Below are 15161 nucleotides of genomic sequence, written 5' to 3'. Positions count from 1 at the left end.
GCAGCGCCGGGAAGGCCTCGCCCAGCGCGGCCCCCGACGGCACCTCCACCCGCTGCTCCAACGACTTCGAGCCCACGGTGTTCAGCACCAGCGCCTCCGGCCCGCCCGCCTCCGGCACGGTGTAGACGACGAACACCGACCCGGTCTCCGGCAACCGGTCCATGGGCAGCGGGTGCCGCTTGCCCGGCACCTGGAGCGCGGCCTCCGGCGGCTGCGGCAGCCACCCGCTCCACGGGACCTGGCGGAACGCCGAGTCGGTCTCCCGCAGCCGCTCCACGGACAGCCGCAGCGCCCGCAGCCGGACCCCGTGCTCGGCGCGCAGCTCGCCCTTCTCGGTGGCCCACCGGTCCGGGCTGCCGTACCCGGTGATCCGCAACGAGAGCTGGTCGTCCCGGAGCAGGCCGGCGGCGGCGTCCAGCGGCCGGCCGTCGTCGGGCTGCACGGCCAGGAAGTCCGGCCCGGCGAGCCCCACGCCCTGGTCCGCGTCGGCCTCCCGCCCGTCGGTGCGGACGAGCTTGCCCAGCGGTGTGCTGCGGCTGCCCGGTCCCGGCACCTGGGGCGGCTCGACCGCCAGCCGCACCCCGCCGTCGCTCTGCTCGACCTCCTTGAGCGGCACCGGCACCCAGTCCGTGGCCGCGGCCGTGCCGGGCACCTGGACCGGGCCGCACCACAACCGCCGGTCGACCTCGGCCTTCGCCCCGGTGCGGGCGAACCAGCAGCTCACCGCGTCGCCGGCGCGCGCCACGTAGCCGAAGCTGAGCGTGTAGCTCAGCTCCGCCTCGGCCTCCATCTGCAACCCCTGCGCGTCCACCACCGGCCGACCGCCGATGGTGAGCGCCACGGGCGACGCCGCCGTCCGCACGTCCGCCACGCCGCAGCCCGCCAAAAGCAGGCAGGCGACCACGACCCACCGCATTGTGACCCCCAGTAGTCGATCCCCTACTGGTTAAAGGTCGTGAGAACGCTCAGAGGTTGCGTTTTGTTGCTGTGACCCACATCACGCAACTACCCGGAAGATCATTCAACGCTGTTCGAGAGGGTCGCCTCGTACACCGCCACGGTCTCCTCGGCCACGCTTGACCAGGAGAACTCCCGCACCGCCCGCTCCCGCCCGGCCGCGCCGAACGCCCGCGCCTTCGCCGGGTCCGCCAGCAACGCGTTCACCGCGTCCGCCAGCCCGGTCCGGAACGCCGCCTCGTCGTCGGCCGAGTAGTGCACCAGCAGCCCGGTCCGCCCGTGGTCCACCACCTCGGGGATGCCGCCCACGTCGGACGCCACCACGGCGGTGCCGCACGCCATCGCCTCCAGGTTCACGATCCCCAGCGGCTCGTACACCGACGGGCACACGAACACCGCGGAGTGGCTCAGGATCTGCCGGACGTCCGCCTGCGGCAGCATCTGCTGGATCCACACCACCCCCGGCCGCGCCGCCGCCAGCTCGGCCACCGCGAGCCGGGTCTCCTCGGCGATCTCCGGCGTGTCCGGAGCGCCCGCGCACAGCACGACCTGGGCGTCCCGCGAGATCCGGTGCGCCGCCGCCACCAGGTGCCCGACGCCCTTCTGCCGGGTGATCCGCCCGACGAACGCGACGATCGGCTTGGTGGGGTCGATCCCGTGCCGCGCCAACGCGTCCGTCTCGTCGACCGGGTGGTACTCGGCGGTGTCGATGCCGTTGCGCACGACGTGCACCCGCGCCGGGTCCAGCGCCGGGTAGCAGTCCAGGACGTCCGCGCGCATCCCGTCGCTCACCGCGATGATCGCGTCCGCCGCCTCGTACGCGGTGCGCTCCACCCACGACGAGATCCGGTACCCGCCCCCGAGCTGCTCGGCCTTCCACGGCCGGCGCGGCTCCAGCGAGTGCGCGGTGATCACGTGCGGGATCCCGTGCAGCAGCTTCGCCAGGTGGCCGGCCATGTTGGCGTACCAGGTGTGTGAGTGCGCCACCTGCACCCCGCTCAGCGCCGCGGCGATCTCCAGGTCCGCCGACAGCACCCCCAGCGCCGCGTTCGCGCCGTCCAGCGACGGCGCCGGGTTGTGGGCGAAGGCGTCCGGCCGCGGCCCGCCGAAGGCGTGCACGTCCACGTCCACCAGCTCCCGCAGCCTCGGCACGAGGAAACCGACGTGCACCCCGGCGCCGCCGTAGACCTCCGGCGGGTACTCCCGTGTCAGCAGTCCAATTCGCACGCCGCCCACGGTAACCCCGGGGTGCCGGACGTCCGGGTGAACAGCCAAAGTTTGCGTTACTTCGCCGTGGTGGCCCGCTGCCCGCACGGTTAGGGTCGTTGTCGTGAAAGGGCAACCGCATGTACTAGGAATTGTCCTCGCCGGTGGCGAAGGCAAACGGTTGTGGCCGTTGACCGCCGACCGGGCAAAGCCCGCGGTGCCCTTCGGCGGTAACTACCGGCTCGTCGACTTCGTGCTGTCCAACCTCGTGAACGCCGGTTTCGTCCGGCTGTGCGTGCTGACCCAGTACAAATCCCATTCACTGGACCGCCACATCTCCACCACGTGGCGGCTGTCCAATGTGCTCGGCCAGTACGTGACGCCGGTGCCCGCGCAGCAGCGGCTGGGCCCCCGGTGGTACACGGGCTCGGCCGACGCGATCTTCCAGAGCCTCAACCTCGTCAACGACGAGAAGCCCGACCACGTGGTGATCTTCGGCGCGGACCACGTGTACCGGATGGACCCGGGCCAGATGGTGGACCAGCACGTCCAGTCCGGCGCGGGCGTCACGGTGGCGGGCATCCGGGTGCCGCGCGCGGAGGCCAAGGCGTTCGGGTGCATCGACTCCGACGAGTTCGGCCAGATCACCCGGTTCCTGGAGAAGCCCGCCGAGCCGCCGCACGTGCCCGGCGACCCGGAGGTCACGTTCGCCTCGATGGGCAACTACGTGTTCACCACGGAGGCCCTGCTGGAGGCGTTGCGCGCGGACGCGGCCAACCCGGACTCCGACCACGACATGGGCGGCGACATCATCCCCATGCTGGTCGACCAGGGCCAGGCGCACGTCTACGACTTCTCCGACAACCTCGTGCCCGGCGAGACCGAGCGCGACCGCGGCTACTGGCGGGACGTGGGGACCATCGACGCCTACTACGAGGCGCACATGGACCTGGTGTCGGTGCGGCCGGTGTTCAACCTCTACAACCAGGCCTGGCCGATCCGGACCGCGACCCCGCCGCTGCCGCCGGCGAAGTTCATCGCGGGCGGCAGCGCGGAGGACTCGATGGTCGGTCCGGGGTCGATCATCTCCGGCACCATCCACGGGTCCGTGGTGTCGTCGGACGTGGTGGTGGAGAGCGGTTCCGTGGTGCAGGGCAGCGTGCTGCTGCCGGGCGTGCGGATCGGGCGCGGCGCGGTCGTGCGGCGGGCGATCCTGGACAAGAACGTCGTCGTGCCGGACGGCGCGTTGATCGGTGTGGACCACGCGATGGACCGGCAGCGTTACACGGTGTCGGCCGGCGGGGTCACCGTGCTGGGCAAGGGCGTCACTGCGTCCTGAGCGGGTGACCGGTGGTCACGTCGACGTGGTCGGGGACCTCCTCGTGGCGGTCCCCGACGCTGACCGTGCCGGACGGTTCGATCATCAGGATGTGCGCGCCCTCGACTGAGGACGGCTTGTGCTCGACGTCCCTGGGGACGACGAACGTGTCGCCCTTCTTCAGGTGAACGGTCCGGTCGCGCAGGGCGATGTCGAGTTCACCGGACAGCACGAGGAAGAACTCGTCCGTGTCGGCGTGCGCGTGCCAGACGTATTCGCCCCCCACCTTCGCCACGCGGACGTCGTGGTCGTTGACGGTGGCCAGGACTCGGGGGCTCCACAGGTCTTCGAAGCTCGCCAGGGCCTTGTCGATGTTCATGCGGTTCATGGTGGTTGTGGTGCGTGCGGCGGCGTGAGTGCTAGGAATCGCACATGTCGCCTGGTTCCTCGCACCGCGTGGTGATGATCGTCGACTCCGGCTCCAACCCGTTCGAGATGGGCGTGGCGACGGAGCTGTTCGGGCTGGACCGGCCGGAACTGGGCGACCGGCCCTGGTACTCGTTCACGCTGGCCGCGCCCGGGCCGGTGACCATGCACAACGGGTTCTTCACGCTGGCCGGCGTGCCGGGGCTGGAGGTCGTGGACACGGCCGACACGGTGATCGTGCCCAACCGGCCGGACCCCGAGGTGAGACCGCCCGATCGGGTGCTGGAGGCGGTGCGCGCGGCGTGGCTGAGGGGTGCGCGGCTGGTCAGCTTCTGCACCGGGGCGTTCACGCTCGGGTACGCGGGGGTGCTGGACGGGCGTTCGGCGACCACGCACTGGCGGTGGACCGAGCTGTTCCGGTCGTTGTTCCCGCAGGTCACGCTGGTGCCCGAGGTGCTGTACGTGGCGGACGGGCCTGTTTTCACCGCCGCCGGGAGCGCGGCGGCCCTGGACCTGGGAGTGCACCTGATCCGGCTCGACCACGGCGCGGAGGTGGCCAACACGGTGTCCCGGCGGCTGGTGTTCGCCGCCCACCGCGACGGCGGGCAGCGGCAGTTCGTGAAGCAGCCGGTGCCGGCGGTGCCGGACACGTCCCTGACCCCGTTGCTGGACTGGGCGCGCGAGCGGCTGGACGAGCCGCTGACCGTGGGCGGTCTGGCCGCACGGGCCGCGTTGAGCCCCGCCACGCTGCACCGGAGGTTCCAGCAGGAGGTGGGCACGACCCCGCTCGCCTGGCTGACCGCCGCCCGCGTGGACCTGGCGTGCACGCTGCTGGAGCGGGGCGAGACCCGGCTGGACGTGGTGGCGCGGCGGTCGGGGCTGGGGTCGCCGTCGAACCTGAGGGCGCAGGTGCGGCGGCGGACCGGGTTGAGCCCGTCCGAGTACCGAGCGAGGTTCGGTGCTTAAGCCTTGGCCGCGACGAGCAGACCGTCACCCAGGGGGAGGATGACCGGCACCAGTCGGTCGTCCTCGCGGACCGCGCGGGCGACCTCCCGCAGGGCCACCGTGTCGGGGTCGCGGTTGGACGGGTCGGCCACCCGCCCGTGCCACAGGATGTTGTCGAACGCGATGACCCCGCCCGGCCGCAGCAGCCGCACGCCCTCTTCCAGGTACTTCGGGTACTCGGTCTTCGCCGCGTCCACGAACACCAGGTCGTAGGCCCCGTCGGTGAGCCGCGGCAGGACGTCCAGCGCCTGGCCCATGATCAGCCGGGTCCGGGACGCGCCCACGCCGGCCTCGGTGAACGCCTTCCGCGCCGCCCGCTGGTGCTCGGGCTCGATGTCGATGGAGGTCAGGACACCCGCCGCGGGCATGCCGCTGAGCAGGTACAACGCGCCGACGCCGGCACCCGTGCCGACCTCCACCACGGCCTTCGCCCGCAACGCGGTGGCCAGGAACCGCAGCGCCGCGCCGCCACCGGCCCCGATGGGCACGCAACCCAGCTGTTCGCCACGCGCCCGGGCGGCCGTGGTCACGGCGTCCTCGGGCAGGTAGCGCTCCACGTACTCGCGCAGCGGCGCATCCACAGGACGGAGGTTAACGCCGGACGCGGCTGAGCGGGTGAATCTCCCGTGAACCGGAATTCTCAGCGTGCTCTCAGCCGACTCTCACCATGGTTATAAGGGAGCCCAGCATGCTGGGTGCCACGCGGGACGGGGCGCACGTCCCACCCGCCACGAGCAGGACACACGGGAACACGCCGGCCGCAGGGAGCGTTGAACCGTGCAGCAGGGCAGCCGGGCCCACTGGAGGTGCTTCACCGCACGATGCCAACGCAGCCGTACACCGCCACCGCGCCCATCGACGACACGGAGTGGATCGTGCCGACGTGGGACCAGGTCGTCCGCGACCACGCCGACCGGGTCTACCGGCTGGCCTACCGCCTGACCGGCAACCAGCACGACGCCGAGGACCTGACGCAGGAGACGTTCATCCGCGTCTTCCGCTCGCTCGCGTCCTACCAGCCGGGCACGTTCGAAGGCTGGCTGCACCGCATCACCACGAACCTGTTCCTCGACATGGCCCGCCGCCGCGCCAAGTTCCGCATGGAGGGCCTGCCCGAGGACACCGACCGGCTCGCGGGCGACGACCCGAGCCCCGAGCAGGTCTACCACGACACCCACCTCGACCCCGACCTCCAGGCCGCGCTCGACGAGCTGCCGCCGGACTTCCGGGCCGCCGTGGTGCTGTGCGACGTCGAAGGGCTGTCCTACGAGGAGATCGGCGCCACCCTCGGCGTGAAACTGGGTACCGTGAGGAGCAGGATCCACCGGGGCCGCCAGGCCCTGCGGGCCGCACTCGAACGCCGTCGGGGTCTTGTTCAGGAGGACTCTGCATGACCGACCTGCGAGGTTGGGGACTGCCCGAGCAGCACCTGCTGCCCGACGCGGTCGTCGCCTTCGTCGACGGCGAGCTGTCGGCTTCGGCCCACAGCCGTGCGGCGGCGCACCTGGCGCGCTGCCCGTTCTGCGCCGCGGAGGCCTACTCGCAGCAGCAAGCGCGGTCCGCCGTGCGTGCCGCGCCGACCCCGTCCGCGCCCGCGAGCCTGCTGGCCCGGTTGGGCGCGATCCCGCAGGAGGTCGAGCTGCCCAGCGCGCCCGACGGCCTCGCGGTGACCGAGGACGGCCAGCTGGTGGCCGTGCAGCGGCCGGACCGGGTGGCGTTCGGCAGCGGACCCGTGTTGGGGTCGAGCCGCCCTTTTGGCACGGGCAGCCGGTTCGGCAGCCGGCGGGCACGGCAAGGCGCCGGCGTGGTCGTGTCGGGTCTCATGCTGGGCGCCCTGGCGCTCGTGGCACCGGGCAGTGAGGAGCCCGCGCCGTCACCGGCGGCCGGCAACCCGCCCCCGCCGCCCGCGGTGGCGCCGCTCGTGGAAGAGCGCGTGGGGCTGCTGAGCGGCACCGGGGCCGGGACCGACCACCTGCCGGCTCGCTGACGACAACTTCACCGGTCACCGGGCACGATGGGCCCCGCAACACCGGGCATCACCGACGTGCGGGGAGCGATGAGCGAGCCACAACAGGGCGGGCCGCAGCAGGGCAACGGGACACCCAGGTCCGGCGTGGACGACGGGGCGCACCGCAGGCTCGCGCCGCGCCCACTCGAACGCCCCGCGGTCGACCCGGGTCAGGCCCACGTCTTCGGCCGTCCCCGGGGTGTGGACGGCGCGTTCTCCGCCGACCGGCCCGTGCTCAACGGTGGCGTCCAGCTCGCTCCGCCCCCGCCCGAGGCGTTGAGCACGGCGTTCGGCCGCCCGCGCGGGACCTCCGAGCTGCTCCAACGGCCTCCGCTGGACGTCAGCGGCGAGCCCGAGGTCGAGCCGGTGTTCTGGGAGGGCAAGCCCGCGGGCGACTCGTGGCGCGACCCCGGCGCGAGCGCGGTCATCGGGCCGCCGGCGGTGACCGAGGAGCCCGAGGTCGAGAAGAAGGCCGCGGCCGAGCCGGGGCCGCAGCTGAGCGTCCCGGAGCTGTTGTTCGGCCGCCGAGTGAAGCCGACCGCGTTGGCGTTGTTGCTGGTGGTGGCTCTGCTGGTGGGCGCGGCCGGCGGGGTCGTCGGGTGGTTGTTCGGCCGGGCGGGCAACCCGTTGACCGACAGCGGGGTCACGCTGGCCGAGGTCAAGCCGGGCAAGGAGCGGCCGACCGGGTCGGTGGCCGAGATCGCCAAGCGGGTCACGCCGAGCGTGGTGTCGATCGAGTTCAAGGGCGCGAACGTGGCGGGCGTCGGGTCGGGCGTCGTGATCGACGGCGGCGGCTACGTGCTCACCAACGACCACGTGGTCGCCCCGGCCGTGCAGGACACGTCCGCCAAGTTGACCGTGGTCTTCACGGACGGCAAGCGCGCGGTGGCCCAGATCGTCGGGCGCGACTCCAAGACCGACCTCGCGGTGATCAAGGTCCAGGTGGACAACCCGACCGTGCTCCAGTTCGGCGACTCCAACGAACTGGCCGTGGGCGACACCGTCCTGGCCATCGGTTCGCCGTTGCAGCTGTCGAACACCGTGACCGAGGGCATCGTCAGCGCCCTGCACCGCCCGGTGACCGCCGCGGGCGAGAACGGCGGCCCGCAGGTCACCTACGACGCCATCCAGACCGACGCCGCGATCAACCCCGGCAACTCCGGCGGCGCGCTGGTCGACTCGTCCGGCGCCCTGGTGGGCATCAACTCGTCGATCCGCACCGAGACCGGTGGTTCGGTGGGCCTCGGGTTCGCGATCACCGGCAACTACGCCCGCAAGATCGCCCAGGCGCTGATCCGCGACGGCCAGGTCAAGCACGCGGACATGAACATCAACGTCAGCTCGGTGGCCGCGGAGACCGCGGAGGGCGCCCGGGTCCAGAACGTGCCCGACGGCGGCGCGGCGGACGCGGCGGGCATCGAGGAGGGCGACGTGATCACCCGCGTCGGCGACCGGCTGGTGCGCAACGCCGCCGAGTTGACCGTTGCGGTACGGGACCACGAAATCGGGGACACGGTTCCGGTCGTGCTGGCCAGGCAGGGCCGGGAGCTGACCGTGCAGGTGACGTTGCGGTCCGACTGACGGCTACGCTGGCTGGTGGCTCACTCGTGGGCCTCGGCGAGGGTGATGTGGAGCGAAGGCGGGCACTGTGTTTGACAGCATCGGCTGGGTTGAGCTGCTCATCATCATCGTCGCGGGCCTGTTCATCCTGGGGCCGGAGCGCCTGCCGTCGGCGGCGGCGTGGGTCGGTCGGACGATCCGCCAGGTGCGCGAGTACGCGACGGGTGCGCGGGACCAGTTGAAGCAGGAGATGGGGCCCGAGTTCGAGTCCCTGCGCAAGCCGCTGGAGGACTTGCGCGAACTCCGCAACTTCGACCCGAAGCGGGCCATCACCAAGCACCTGTGGGACGACCTGCCGAGCAACGGGACGTCCTCATCCGAGGGGGCCAAGCCGAACGGGTACCCGGCGGCCGGGCAGGGGCCTTCGGTGGCTCAGGAACGGCCTTTGCAGCACGGCGAACGCCCGCCCTACGACCCTGACGCCACCTGACACCTCGGCGCTCGCCGTCTGAGAGCGAAAACGAACCGCCGCGCGGCGAGATGCAGCGCGGCGGTTGGCGTTTGCGGTGGGTCAGCGGCCGGCGGGGGAGACGTTCAGGAGGCGGCCGGCCAGGCCCCGGGAGCGGACGGACAGCTTGGTGGCCACCGCGGTCAGGACCTGGGCCGCCGTCGACGTGGGTTCGGCCAGCACGATCGGGGTGCCGGCGTCGCCCTGTTCGCGCAGGCGCGGGTCGAGGGGGACCTGGCCCAGCAGGGGGACCTCGGCGCCGACGGCCTGGGTGAGGGAGTCCGCCACGGCCTTGCCGCCGCCCTCGCCGAAGACGTCCATGCGGGTGCCGTCCGGGAGTTCCAGCCACGACATGTTCTCGATCACGCCGGCCACCCGCTGGCGGGTCTGCAGCGCGATCGAACCCGCCCGCTCGGCCACCTCGGCGGCGGCCTGCTGCGGCGTGGTCACGACCAGGATCTCCGCGTTCGGGACCAGCTGCGCCACCGAGATGGCGACGTCACCGGTGCCCGGCGGCAGGTCCATCAGCAGCACGTCCAGGTCGCCCCAGAACACGTCCGCCAGGAACTGCTGGAGCGCCCGGTGCAGCATCGGGCCGCGCCAGACGACCGGGGTGTTGCCGGGGGTGAACATGCCGATGGAGATGAGCTTCACGCCGTGCGACTGCGGCGGCATGATCATCTTCTCGACCTGGGTGGGGCGCGCCTCGGTGCCCAGCATCCGGGGGATCGAGTGGCCGTAGATGTCGGCGTCGACCACGCCCACCGACAGGCCCCGCTGGGCCATCGCGACGGCGAGGTTCACCGTGACGCTGGACTTGCCGACGCCGCCCTTGCCCGACGCCACGCAGTACACGCGGGTCAGCGAACCGGGCTGGGCGAACGGGATCACCGGCTCCTCGACGCCGCCGCGCAGCGACTTGCGCAGCTCGGTGCGCTGGGCGTCGCTCATCACGTCCAGCTCCACCCGGACCTGGCGGACGCCCTCCAGCGCCGACACGGCGGCCGTCACGTCCGCGGTGATCTTGTCGCGCAGCGGGCAGCCGGCGACGGTGAGGTACACCGCGACGTCGACGACCCCGTCGGTGACGGTGACCGACTTCACCATGCCCAGGTCGGTGATGGGGCGCCGGATCTCCGGGTCCTGCACACCGGCCAGCGCCTTGTGCACGTCGTCAACGGTGGGGAGGGTCTGCGTCGTCACCGGATCGCCTTCACTTCGGGGGAGAACGCCATGCTACGGCGGGGCCGCGTCCTTCCAAGCTACCGGTTGGTCACCCCCGGCTCGACGGGGCTGGGCGCAGCCGGTTGCGTGCTTTCCGTAACATTGCTATCCGTGCCGGAAACCGGAAGCGCCCGGTTGCCCACCCGCGGCGAACTCGGGGTGTGGCGATCCTTCCTCCGGGCCCATGCGCGGCTCACCCGGATCCTGGAAGCCGAACTGATCGCCGAGCAGCGGCTGTCGCTGGCGGCCTACGACGTCCTCGTGCAGCTGGCCGAGTCGCCGCAGTACCGACTGCGGATGACGGAGCTGGCGGACGCCGTCCTCCTGTCCCGCTCCGGGGTGACCCGGCTCGTCGACCGGCTGGAGCGCGCGGGCCTCGTGCTGCGGGAACGTGCCGACGGCGACGGCCGCGGCGTCGTGGCGGTGCTGACACCGCTGGGGCTGGACCGCCTCCGAACAGCGTCGGGCACCCACCTCACGGGTGTCGTGCGCCACTTCGCGGAGGTGTTCGACCGGGCCGAGCTGGACGCGTTCGGCCAGTCCTGCGACCGGCTGGCGAACGAGCCGGACGGCCCTTAAAGCGCAGGGAGGGACTTAAAAGCGCAGGACGGGCTTTAACGCAGGACGGGCTTAAGAGGGCACGTCGTCCCATCGTGGGTCGTCCTTCAGGGTGGGGCGCTTGCGCTCGCGGAACACCCGGTCCAGTTCGCTGCGCAGGTAGTCGCGGGTCGCCACCTCGCCGATCGCGATGCGCAGGGCGGCGAGTTCGCGCGCCAGGTACTCGGTGTCCGCCTTGGTCTGCGCGGCGCGGGCCCGGTCCTCCTCCAGGGACACCCGGTCGCGGTCGTCCTGCCGGTTCTGGGCGAGCAGGATGAGCGGCGCGGCGTACGCGGCCTGGGTGGAGAACGCCAGGTTGAGCAGGATGAACGGGTACGGGTCCCAGCGCAGGTTGACCGCGACCAGGTTCAGCGTGATCCACACCGCGACCAGCAGGGTCTGCCAGAACAGGAACTTCCCGGTGCCCAGGAACCGGGCCAGCCGCTCGGAGAACCGCCCGAACGCCTCGGGGTCGAGTTCGAACCGGAAGCCGGGGCGGCGGGGCTGGTCGAGGCGGCGGCGCGGCAGCAGCTCAGGCATGGGTCAGCCCCGTTTCCCGCCAGTTGTCCGGCAGCAGGTGGTCCAGCACGTCGTCCACGGTGACCGCGCCGAGCAGGTGGTCGTCCTCGTCCACGACCGGCCCGCAGACCAGGTTGTAGGCGGCGAAGTAGCGGGTGACGTCGCCGAGGGTGGCCCTGGGCGTGAGCGTGGTCAGGTCGGTGTCCAGGACGCCCGCGACCAGGTCGGACGGCGGTTCCCGGAGCAGCCGCTGGATGTGCACGCAGCCCAGGTAGCGACCGGTCGGGGTGGCGGTCGGCGGGCGGCACACGAACACCAGGCTGGCCAGCGCGGGCGTGAGGTCGGGGTTGCGCACGTGGGCCAGGGCTTCGGCGACGGTCGCGTCGGGGGCCAGGACCACGGGTTCGGGGGTCATCAGGCCGCCCGCGGTGTCGTAGCTGTACTCCAGCAGGCGTTTGACCGGCGCGGACTCCTCGGGCTCCATGAGTTCCAGCAGCCGGTCCTTCTCCGGTTCGGGCAGTTCGCCCAGCAGGTCGGCGGCGTCGTCGGGGTTCATCGCCTCCAGCACGTCCGCCGCGCGTTCCTCGTCCAGGTGGGCCAGGAGGTCCTTCTGGTCCTCCTCGGGCAACTCCTCGATGACGTCCGCGAGCCGTTCGTCGTCCAGCGCCTCGGCCACCTCGTACCGGCGCTTGCTGGGCAGGCTGTGCAGGGCGAGCGCCACGTCCGCGGCGCGCATCGTCTCGAACACCGCCACCAGGTGCTGGGCGCCCTGGGGCTGGCCCGCGAGTTCGGTGACGGACAGGCCGGAGATGTCCTCCCAGCGCAGCACCTGCACCGGCCCGCGGCGGGCCAGGCGGCCGGTGCGCTCGCGGACGGCGACCCGGGTCATCCGCCAGTCGCGGGTGCGGGTGGGTTCCATGGCGGCGTCGACCAGGACGGCGGTCGCGCCCGAGTCGAGGTGGACGCGGGCGTCGAGCAGTTCGCCGACCACCAGCACCTCGTTGGTGCGCTGGTGGAACTGCCGCAGGTTGACCGACCCGGTGGCCAGCGTCACGGCGTTGGGCTCGATGGAGGTGACCCGCAGCATGGGCACGAAGATGCGCCGGCGGGTGGCCAGTTCGAGGACGAGCCCGAGCACCCGCGGCGGCTGGCGGTCCACGCGCAGCCCGATGACGAGGTCGCGCACCTTGCCGATCGACTCGCCGTCGGGCCCGAAGACGGGGAGCCCGGCGAGCTGCGCGGCGAAGACCCGGTTCACGGCAACCACGCCGCCAGGCTAACCGTGCCCGGGCGTGCTTGCCGATCACGGTTAAGGTCGGGTGCGTGCTGAGCTACGACGTGGTCGACGTGTTCACCGACCGGGCGTTCGCCGGGAACCCGCTGGCGGTCGTCCACGGGGCCGAAGACCTGTCCGACGGGCAGCTGCAGGCGATCGCGAGCGAGTTCGGGCTGTCCGAGACGGCGTTCCCCCTGCCGCCGACGCGGTCGGGGGCCGACTACCGGCTGCGGATCTTCACACCGTCGTCCGAACTGCCCTTCGCCGGGCTGCCCAGCCTCGGGACCGCCTGGGTGCTCGGGACCGCCGGGAAGCTCGCGCTGGGGCGGCGCGTGCAGGAGACCGCGAAGGGCCTGCACGAGGTGGTGGTGCGGGAGGACGGGGCGACGCTGGCGGGGGACCGGCCGGTCGTCGGCGACTACCTCGACGCGGCGCCGCTGGCCGGTGCGCTGGGGCTGTTCCTGTCCGATGTGGACCCGCACGCGGAGGCCGGGGTGGCCGGGGCGGGGATGGACTTCACCTTCCTGCCGGTGCGGGAGGGCGCCGTGGTGCGGGCCAGGCCGCAGGTCGGGTTCGCCGGTCACGTCGTCGGGCGCGGGCTGGTGCCGGTGTGCTTCGCCGGCGGGGAGGCGCACGTCCGGATGTTCCGGGCCGCCGGCGGCGAGGACGCGGCGACCGGGGCGGCGGCGCTTGCGTTGGGGGTGTGGCTGGTCGACCGGGGGCTGCTGCCGCCCGAGGGTGAGCACTTCGTGGTGGTGCGGCAAGGGGAAGAGGTCAGGCGACCGTCCATTGTGGAGCTGCATGTGACGGCCGTGGGCGGGGTGGCCACGCACGTCCGGGTGGGCGGGAAGGTGGTGCCGGTGGCGCAGGGGAAGATCAGAGTCCCGGGCTGAACGCCCGCGCGATCGTCTCGCACTTGGCCGCCAGCTCCGCCTCGCCCGCCTCGGTGCACCACAGCCAGTTGTCGACCGCCCGGTACACCGTCCAGCGCCGCGCCCGGTCGACGTCCAGCTCGCCGATGTCGCACAGCGCGGCGAACCGGTCCCGCAGGCCGCGCTCGCCGTCGACCTCGGACCACCGGTTCCACAGCAGCGGGATGACGCCGTACTCGCGGTCCGACGCCAGCGGCTTGGGGTCGATCATCAGCCACGGCTCGCGGGTGCCGCGCAGGACGTTCTCGTAGTGCAGGTCCTCGTTGACCAGGGTGTTCCCCGCGGTCTTGGCCAACTCGTCGCCCAGTTCGGTCGCCAGTTCGGCGAAGCGCTCCGGGACGTAGCCGTCGTTCTCCTCGGTGAGGTCGTCGGTCTCGGTGGTCCGGAAGCCGGGGCCGGCGGGTTGGCGCAGCCGGCGCAGGAGGCCGCCGGTGACCTCCAGGGCCTCTTCCACGGACGTGTCGAGCAGGGAACGGGTGTGGTCGAGGCGTTCCAGCAGGAGTGCGCCGTGCTCGTCGTCGTGGTCGAGCAGCCGGACGACGCCGTTGCCGTCCCACGTCTTGAGGGCCAGCGGCTCCTGTCGGGTTTCCTCGTCCAGCCAGGTCAGCTTGAGGACGGCGGGGTGGCCGTCGGCTTGGCGCACGGGCAGCACCACGGCGACGTAGCCGTGCATGAGGTCGCCGTCGGGCGTGAGGTCCCAGCGGGCGCAGAACTTCGTGGCCAACGCGGGCAGCGACGCCTTCCAGTCCGCGCCCTCCTCGCCGAGCCACGACGCGAAGTCGGGCGGCACGGTGATCACACGACCTCCAAGCGGTAGACCGACTCCCACGCCGGCGTGGTGTTCAGGCGGGCCGTCCGCAGCGCCGCGGCGGTCTCCTCGTCCACCTCTACCAGGCGGGCGGTCACCGGGACGTCCACCAGGTGCGAGTGGGTCGAGGGGGAGCGGACGGTGAGCACGCACGCGACCCCGTCCGCGAGGCCCGGCACCTCCTGCTCCGTCCCGCCGACGGCCACCAGCACCGACTCGTCGCGCCACAGCGCCCACACCAGCCGGGCGGGGTGCCCGTCCGGCGCGACCCACACGGCGGCGGCCTTGCGCAGCGCGTTGTCCAGCACCCGGGTGATCTCCACCGGTTCAGCCTGCCAGACCCCTGTGAATCGGGACTCACGAAATAGCGGCGGTCCGGCGTGCGTGCCACCCTTCGCTCGACAAGGAGTTACCGGCCGGTACGAGGAGGTACCCCAGTGGTCGACCAGCAGCGTCCCCGTCGCTCGTGTCTGGCCGTGCCCGGCTCGAGCCAGAAGATGATCGACAAGGCCCGCACGCTGCCCGCGGACCAGGTCTTCCTCGACCTGGAGGACGCCTGCGCGCCCCTGGCCAAGCCCGACGCGCGCAAGACGATCGTCGCCTCGCTCAACGAGGGCGGCTGGGGCGACAAGGCCCGCGTGGTCCGCGTGAACGACTGGACCACCGAGTGGACCTACCGCGACGTCACCGAGGTCGTCGAGGGCGCGGGCGCGAACCTGGACTGCATCATGCTGCCCAAGGTGCAGACCGCGGAGCAGGTGCACGCGCTGGACCTGCTGCTCACCCAGATCGAGAAGACCATGGGCTACGAGGTCGG

General features: G+C 72.3%; 17 protein-coding genes. 9 read left to right on the top strand and 8 right to left on the bottom strand.

Annotation, left to right across the window (positions count from 1 at the left end; translation table 11 throughout):
* Positions 1-1017: 1017 nt before the first annotated feature.
* Positions 1018-2184 (bottom strand): glycogen synthase, encoded by a 1167-nt coding sequence (gene glgA / locus RIN75_RS38900; RefSeq protein ID WP_309117119.1) that lies wholly within the window; start codon positions 2182-2184, stop codon positions 1018-1020.
* Positions 2185-2287: 103 nt separating this feature from the next.
* Here glgA and glgC point away from each other — a divergent pair, with 103 nt between their 5' ends.
* Complete coding sequence (glgC, locus tag RIN75_RS38895; RefSeq protein WP_309117118.1) at positions 2288-3502, top strand: glucose-1-phosphate adenylyltransferase; 1215 nt, start codon at positions 2288-2290, stop codon at positions 3500-3502.
* Here glgC and RIN75_RS38890 read toward each other — a convergent pair.
* On the bottom strand, positions 3489-3860 hold the full coding sequence (locus tag RIN75_RS38890; protein ID WP_309117117.1) for a cupin domain-containing protein: 372 nt from the start codon (positions 3858-3860) through the stop codon (positions 3489-3491). The genes glgC and RIN75_RS38890 overlap by 14 nt on opposite strands.
* A gap of 53 nt (positions 3861-3913) precedes the next feature.
* Here RIN75_RS38890 and RIN75_RS38885 point away from each other — a divergent pair, with 53 nt between their 5' ends.
* A complete protein-coding gene (locus RIN75_RS38885; protein ID WP_309117116.1) occupies positions 3914-4873 on the top strand; it encodes a helix-turn-helix domain-containing protein in 960 nt (319 codons plus the stop codon).
* Here the strand turns inward: RIN75_RS38885 and RIN75_RS38880 are convergent.
* Complete coding sequence (locus tag RIN75_RS38880) at positions 4870-5493, bottom strand: O-methyltransferase (RefSeq protein ID WP_309117115.1); 624 nt, start codon at positions 5491-5493, stop codon at positions 4870-4872. The genes RIN75_RS38885 and RIN75_RS38880 overlap by 4 nt on opposite strands.
* Before the next feature lie 240 nt (positions 5494-5733).
* Between RIN75_RS38880 and sigE the strand changes: the two genes are divergently transcribed.
* The 4 genes from sigE to tatB all read left to right on the top strand — a co-directional run bounded on the left by sigE (position 5734) and on the right by tatB (position 8970).
* On the top strand, positions 5734-6306 hold the full coding sequence (gene sigE, locus RIN75_RS38875; protein WP_309117114.1) for an RNA polymerase sigma factor SigE: 573 nt from the start codon (positions 5734-5736) through the stop codon (positions 6304-6306).
* Positions 6303-6899, top strand: a complete 597-nt coding sequence (locus RIN75_RS38870; RefSeq protein WP_309117113.1) for a zf-HC2 domain-containing protein — start codon at positions 6303-6305, stop codon at positions 6897-6899. Before sigE ends, RIN75_RS38870 begins: the two co-directional genes overlap by 4 nt.
* Before the next feature lie 69 nt (positions 6900-6968).
* Positions 6969-8501: a trypsin-like peptidase domain-containing protein gene (locus RIN75_RS38865; protein ID WP_309117112.1), complete on the top strand. Its 1533-nt coding sequence runs from the start codon at positions 6969-6971 to the stop codon at positions 8499-8501.
* Between the two features lie 67 nt (positions 8502-8568).
* Positions 8569-8970: a Sec-independent protein translocase protein TatB gene (tatB, locus tag RIN75_RS38860; protein WP_309117111.1), complete on the top strand. Its 402-nt coding sequence runs from the start codon at positions 8569-8571 to the stop codon at positions 8968-8970.
* Positions 8971-9051: 81 nt separating this feature from the next.
* Here tatB and RIN75_RS38855 read toward each other — a convergent pair whose 3' ends face one another.
* On the bottom strand, positions 9052-10191 hold the full coding sequence (locus RIN75_RS38855; protein ID WP_309117110.1) for a P-loop NTPase: 1140 nt from the start codon (positions 10189-10191) through the stop codon (positions 9052-9054).
* Between the two features lie 132 nt (positions 10192-10323).
* Between RIN75_RS38855 and RIN75_RS38850 the strand changes: the two genes are divergently transcribed.
* Positions 10324-10791: a MarR family transcriptional regulator gene (locus RIN75_RS38850; protein WP_309117109.1), complete on the top strand. Its 468-nt coding sequence runs from the start codon at positions 10324-10326 to the stop codon at positions 10789-10791.
* Between the two features lie 51 nt (positions 10792-10842).
* Here RIN75_RS38850 and RIN75_RS38845 read toward each other — a convergent pair whose 3' ends face one another.
* Together RIN75_RS38845 and RIN75_RS38840 are read right to left on the bottom strand one after the other, a co-directional pair.
* Positions 10843-11349, bottom strand: coding sequence for a DUF1003 domain-containing protein (locus RIN75_RS38845; RefSeq protein ID WP_309117108.1), 507 nt, complete (start codon positions 11347-11349; stop codon positions 10843-10845).
* Positions 11342-12595 (bottom strand): magnesium transporter MgtE N-terminal domain-containing protein, encoded by a 1254-nt coding sequence (locus RIN75_RS38840; protein WP_309117107.1) that lies wholly within the window; start codon positions 12593-12595, stop codon positions 11342-11344. Before RIN75_RS38840 ends, RIN75_RS38845 begins: the two co-directional genes overlap by 8 nt.
* A gap of 56 nt (positions 12596-12651) precedes the next feature.
* Here RIN75_RS38840 and RIN75_RS38835 point away from each other — a divergent pair, with 56 nt between their 5' ends.
* The gene (locus RIN75_RS38835) at positions 12652-13497 is read left to right on the top strand and encodes a PhzF family phenazine biosynthesis protein (RefSeq protein WP_309117106.1); all 846 of its coding nucleotides are present in this window, start codon (positions 12652-12654) and stop codon (positions 13495-13497) included.
* Here RIN75_RS38835 and RIN75_RS38830 read toward each other — a convergent pair.
* A complete protein-coding gene (locus RIN75_RS38830) occupies positions 13481-14335 on the bottom strand; it encodes an aminoglycoside phosphotransferase family protein (protein ID WP_309117105.1) in 855 nt (284 codons plus the stop codon). The genes RIN75_RS38835 and RIN75_RS38830 overlap by 17 nt on opposite strands.
* Positions 14332-14667 carry a hypothetical protein gene (locus RIN75_RS38825; RefSeq protein WP_309117104.1) on the bottom strand — a complete coding sequence of 112 codons (336 nt, stop codon included), beginning with the start codon at positions 14665-14667 and terminating at the stop codon, positions 14332-14334. The genes RIN75_RS38830 and RIN75_RS38825 overlap by 4 nt, the downstream gene beginning before the upstream one ends.
* Before the next feature lie 174 nt (positions 14668-14841).
* On the opposite strand from RIN75_RS38825, the gene RIN75_RS38820 reads away from it, so the two are divergent.
* Positions 14842-15161 (top strand): aldolase/citrate lyase family protein (locus tag RIN75_RS38820; protein WP_375296079.1); only part of this gene is annotated, 320 nt, incomplete at its 3' end.

Origin of the sequence: Saccharothrix sp., assembly GCF_031180885.1 — a bacterium.
GTDB lineage: Bacteria > Actinomycetota > Actinomycetes > Mycobacteriales > Pseudonocardiaceae > Actinosynnema.
The sequence above is the reverse complement of the archived record's forward strand: the minus strand, read 5'-3'. Positions and strand labels throughout refer to the sequence as shown.

Bases quoted from the DNA above. Each gene is read 5' to 3' on its own strand.
- RIN75_RS38890 (WP_309117117.1), bottom strand. From the start codon at position 3,860: ATGAACATCGACAAGGCCCTGGCGAGCTTCGAAGACCTGTGGAGCCCC.
- RIN75_RS38885 (WP_309117116.1), top strand. From the start codon at position 3,914: ATGTCGCCTGGTTCCTCGCACCGCGTGGTGATGATCGTCGACTCCGGC.
- sigE (WP_309117114.1), top strand. From the start codon at position 5,734: ATGCCAACGCAGCCGTACACCGCCACCGCGCCCATCGACGACACGGAG.
- RIN75_RS38870 (WP_309117113.1), top strand. From the start codon at position 6,303: ATGACCGACCTGCGAGGTTGGGGACTGCCCGAGCAGCACCTGCTGCCC.
- RIN75_RS38865 (WP_309117112.1), top strand. From the start codon at position 6,969: ATGAGCGAGCCACAACAGGGCGGGCCGCAGCAGGGCAACGGGACACCC.
- RIN75_RS38845 (WP_309117108.1), bottom strand. From the start codon at position 11,349: ATGCCTGAGCTGCTGCCGCGCCGCCGCCTCGACCAGCCCCGCCGCCCC.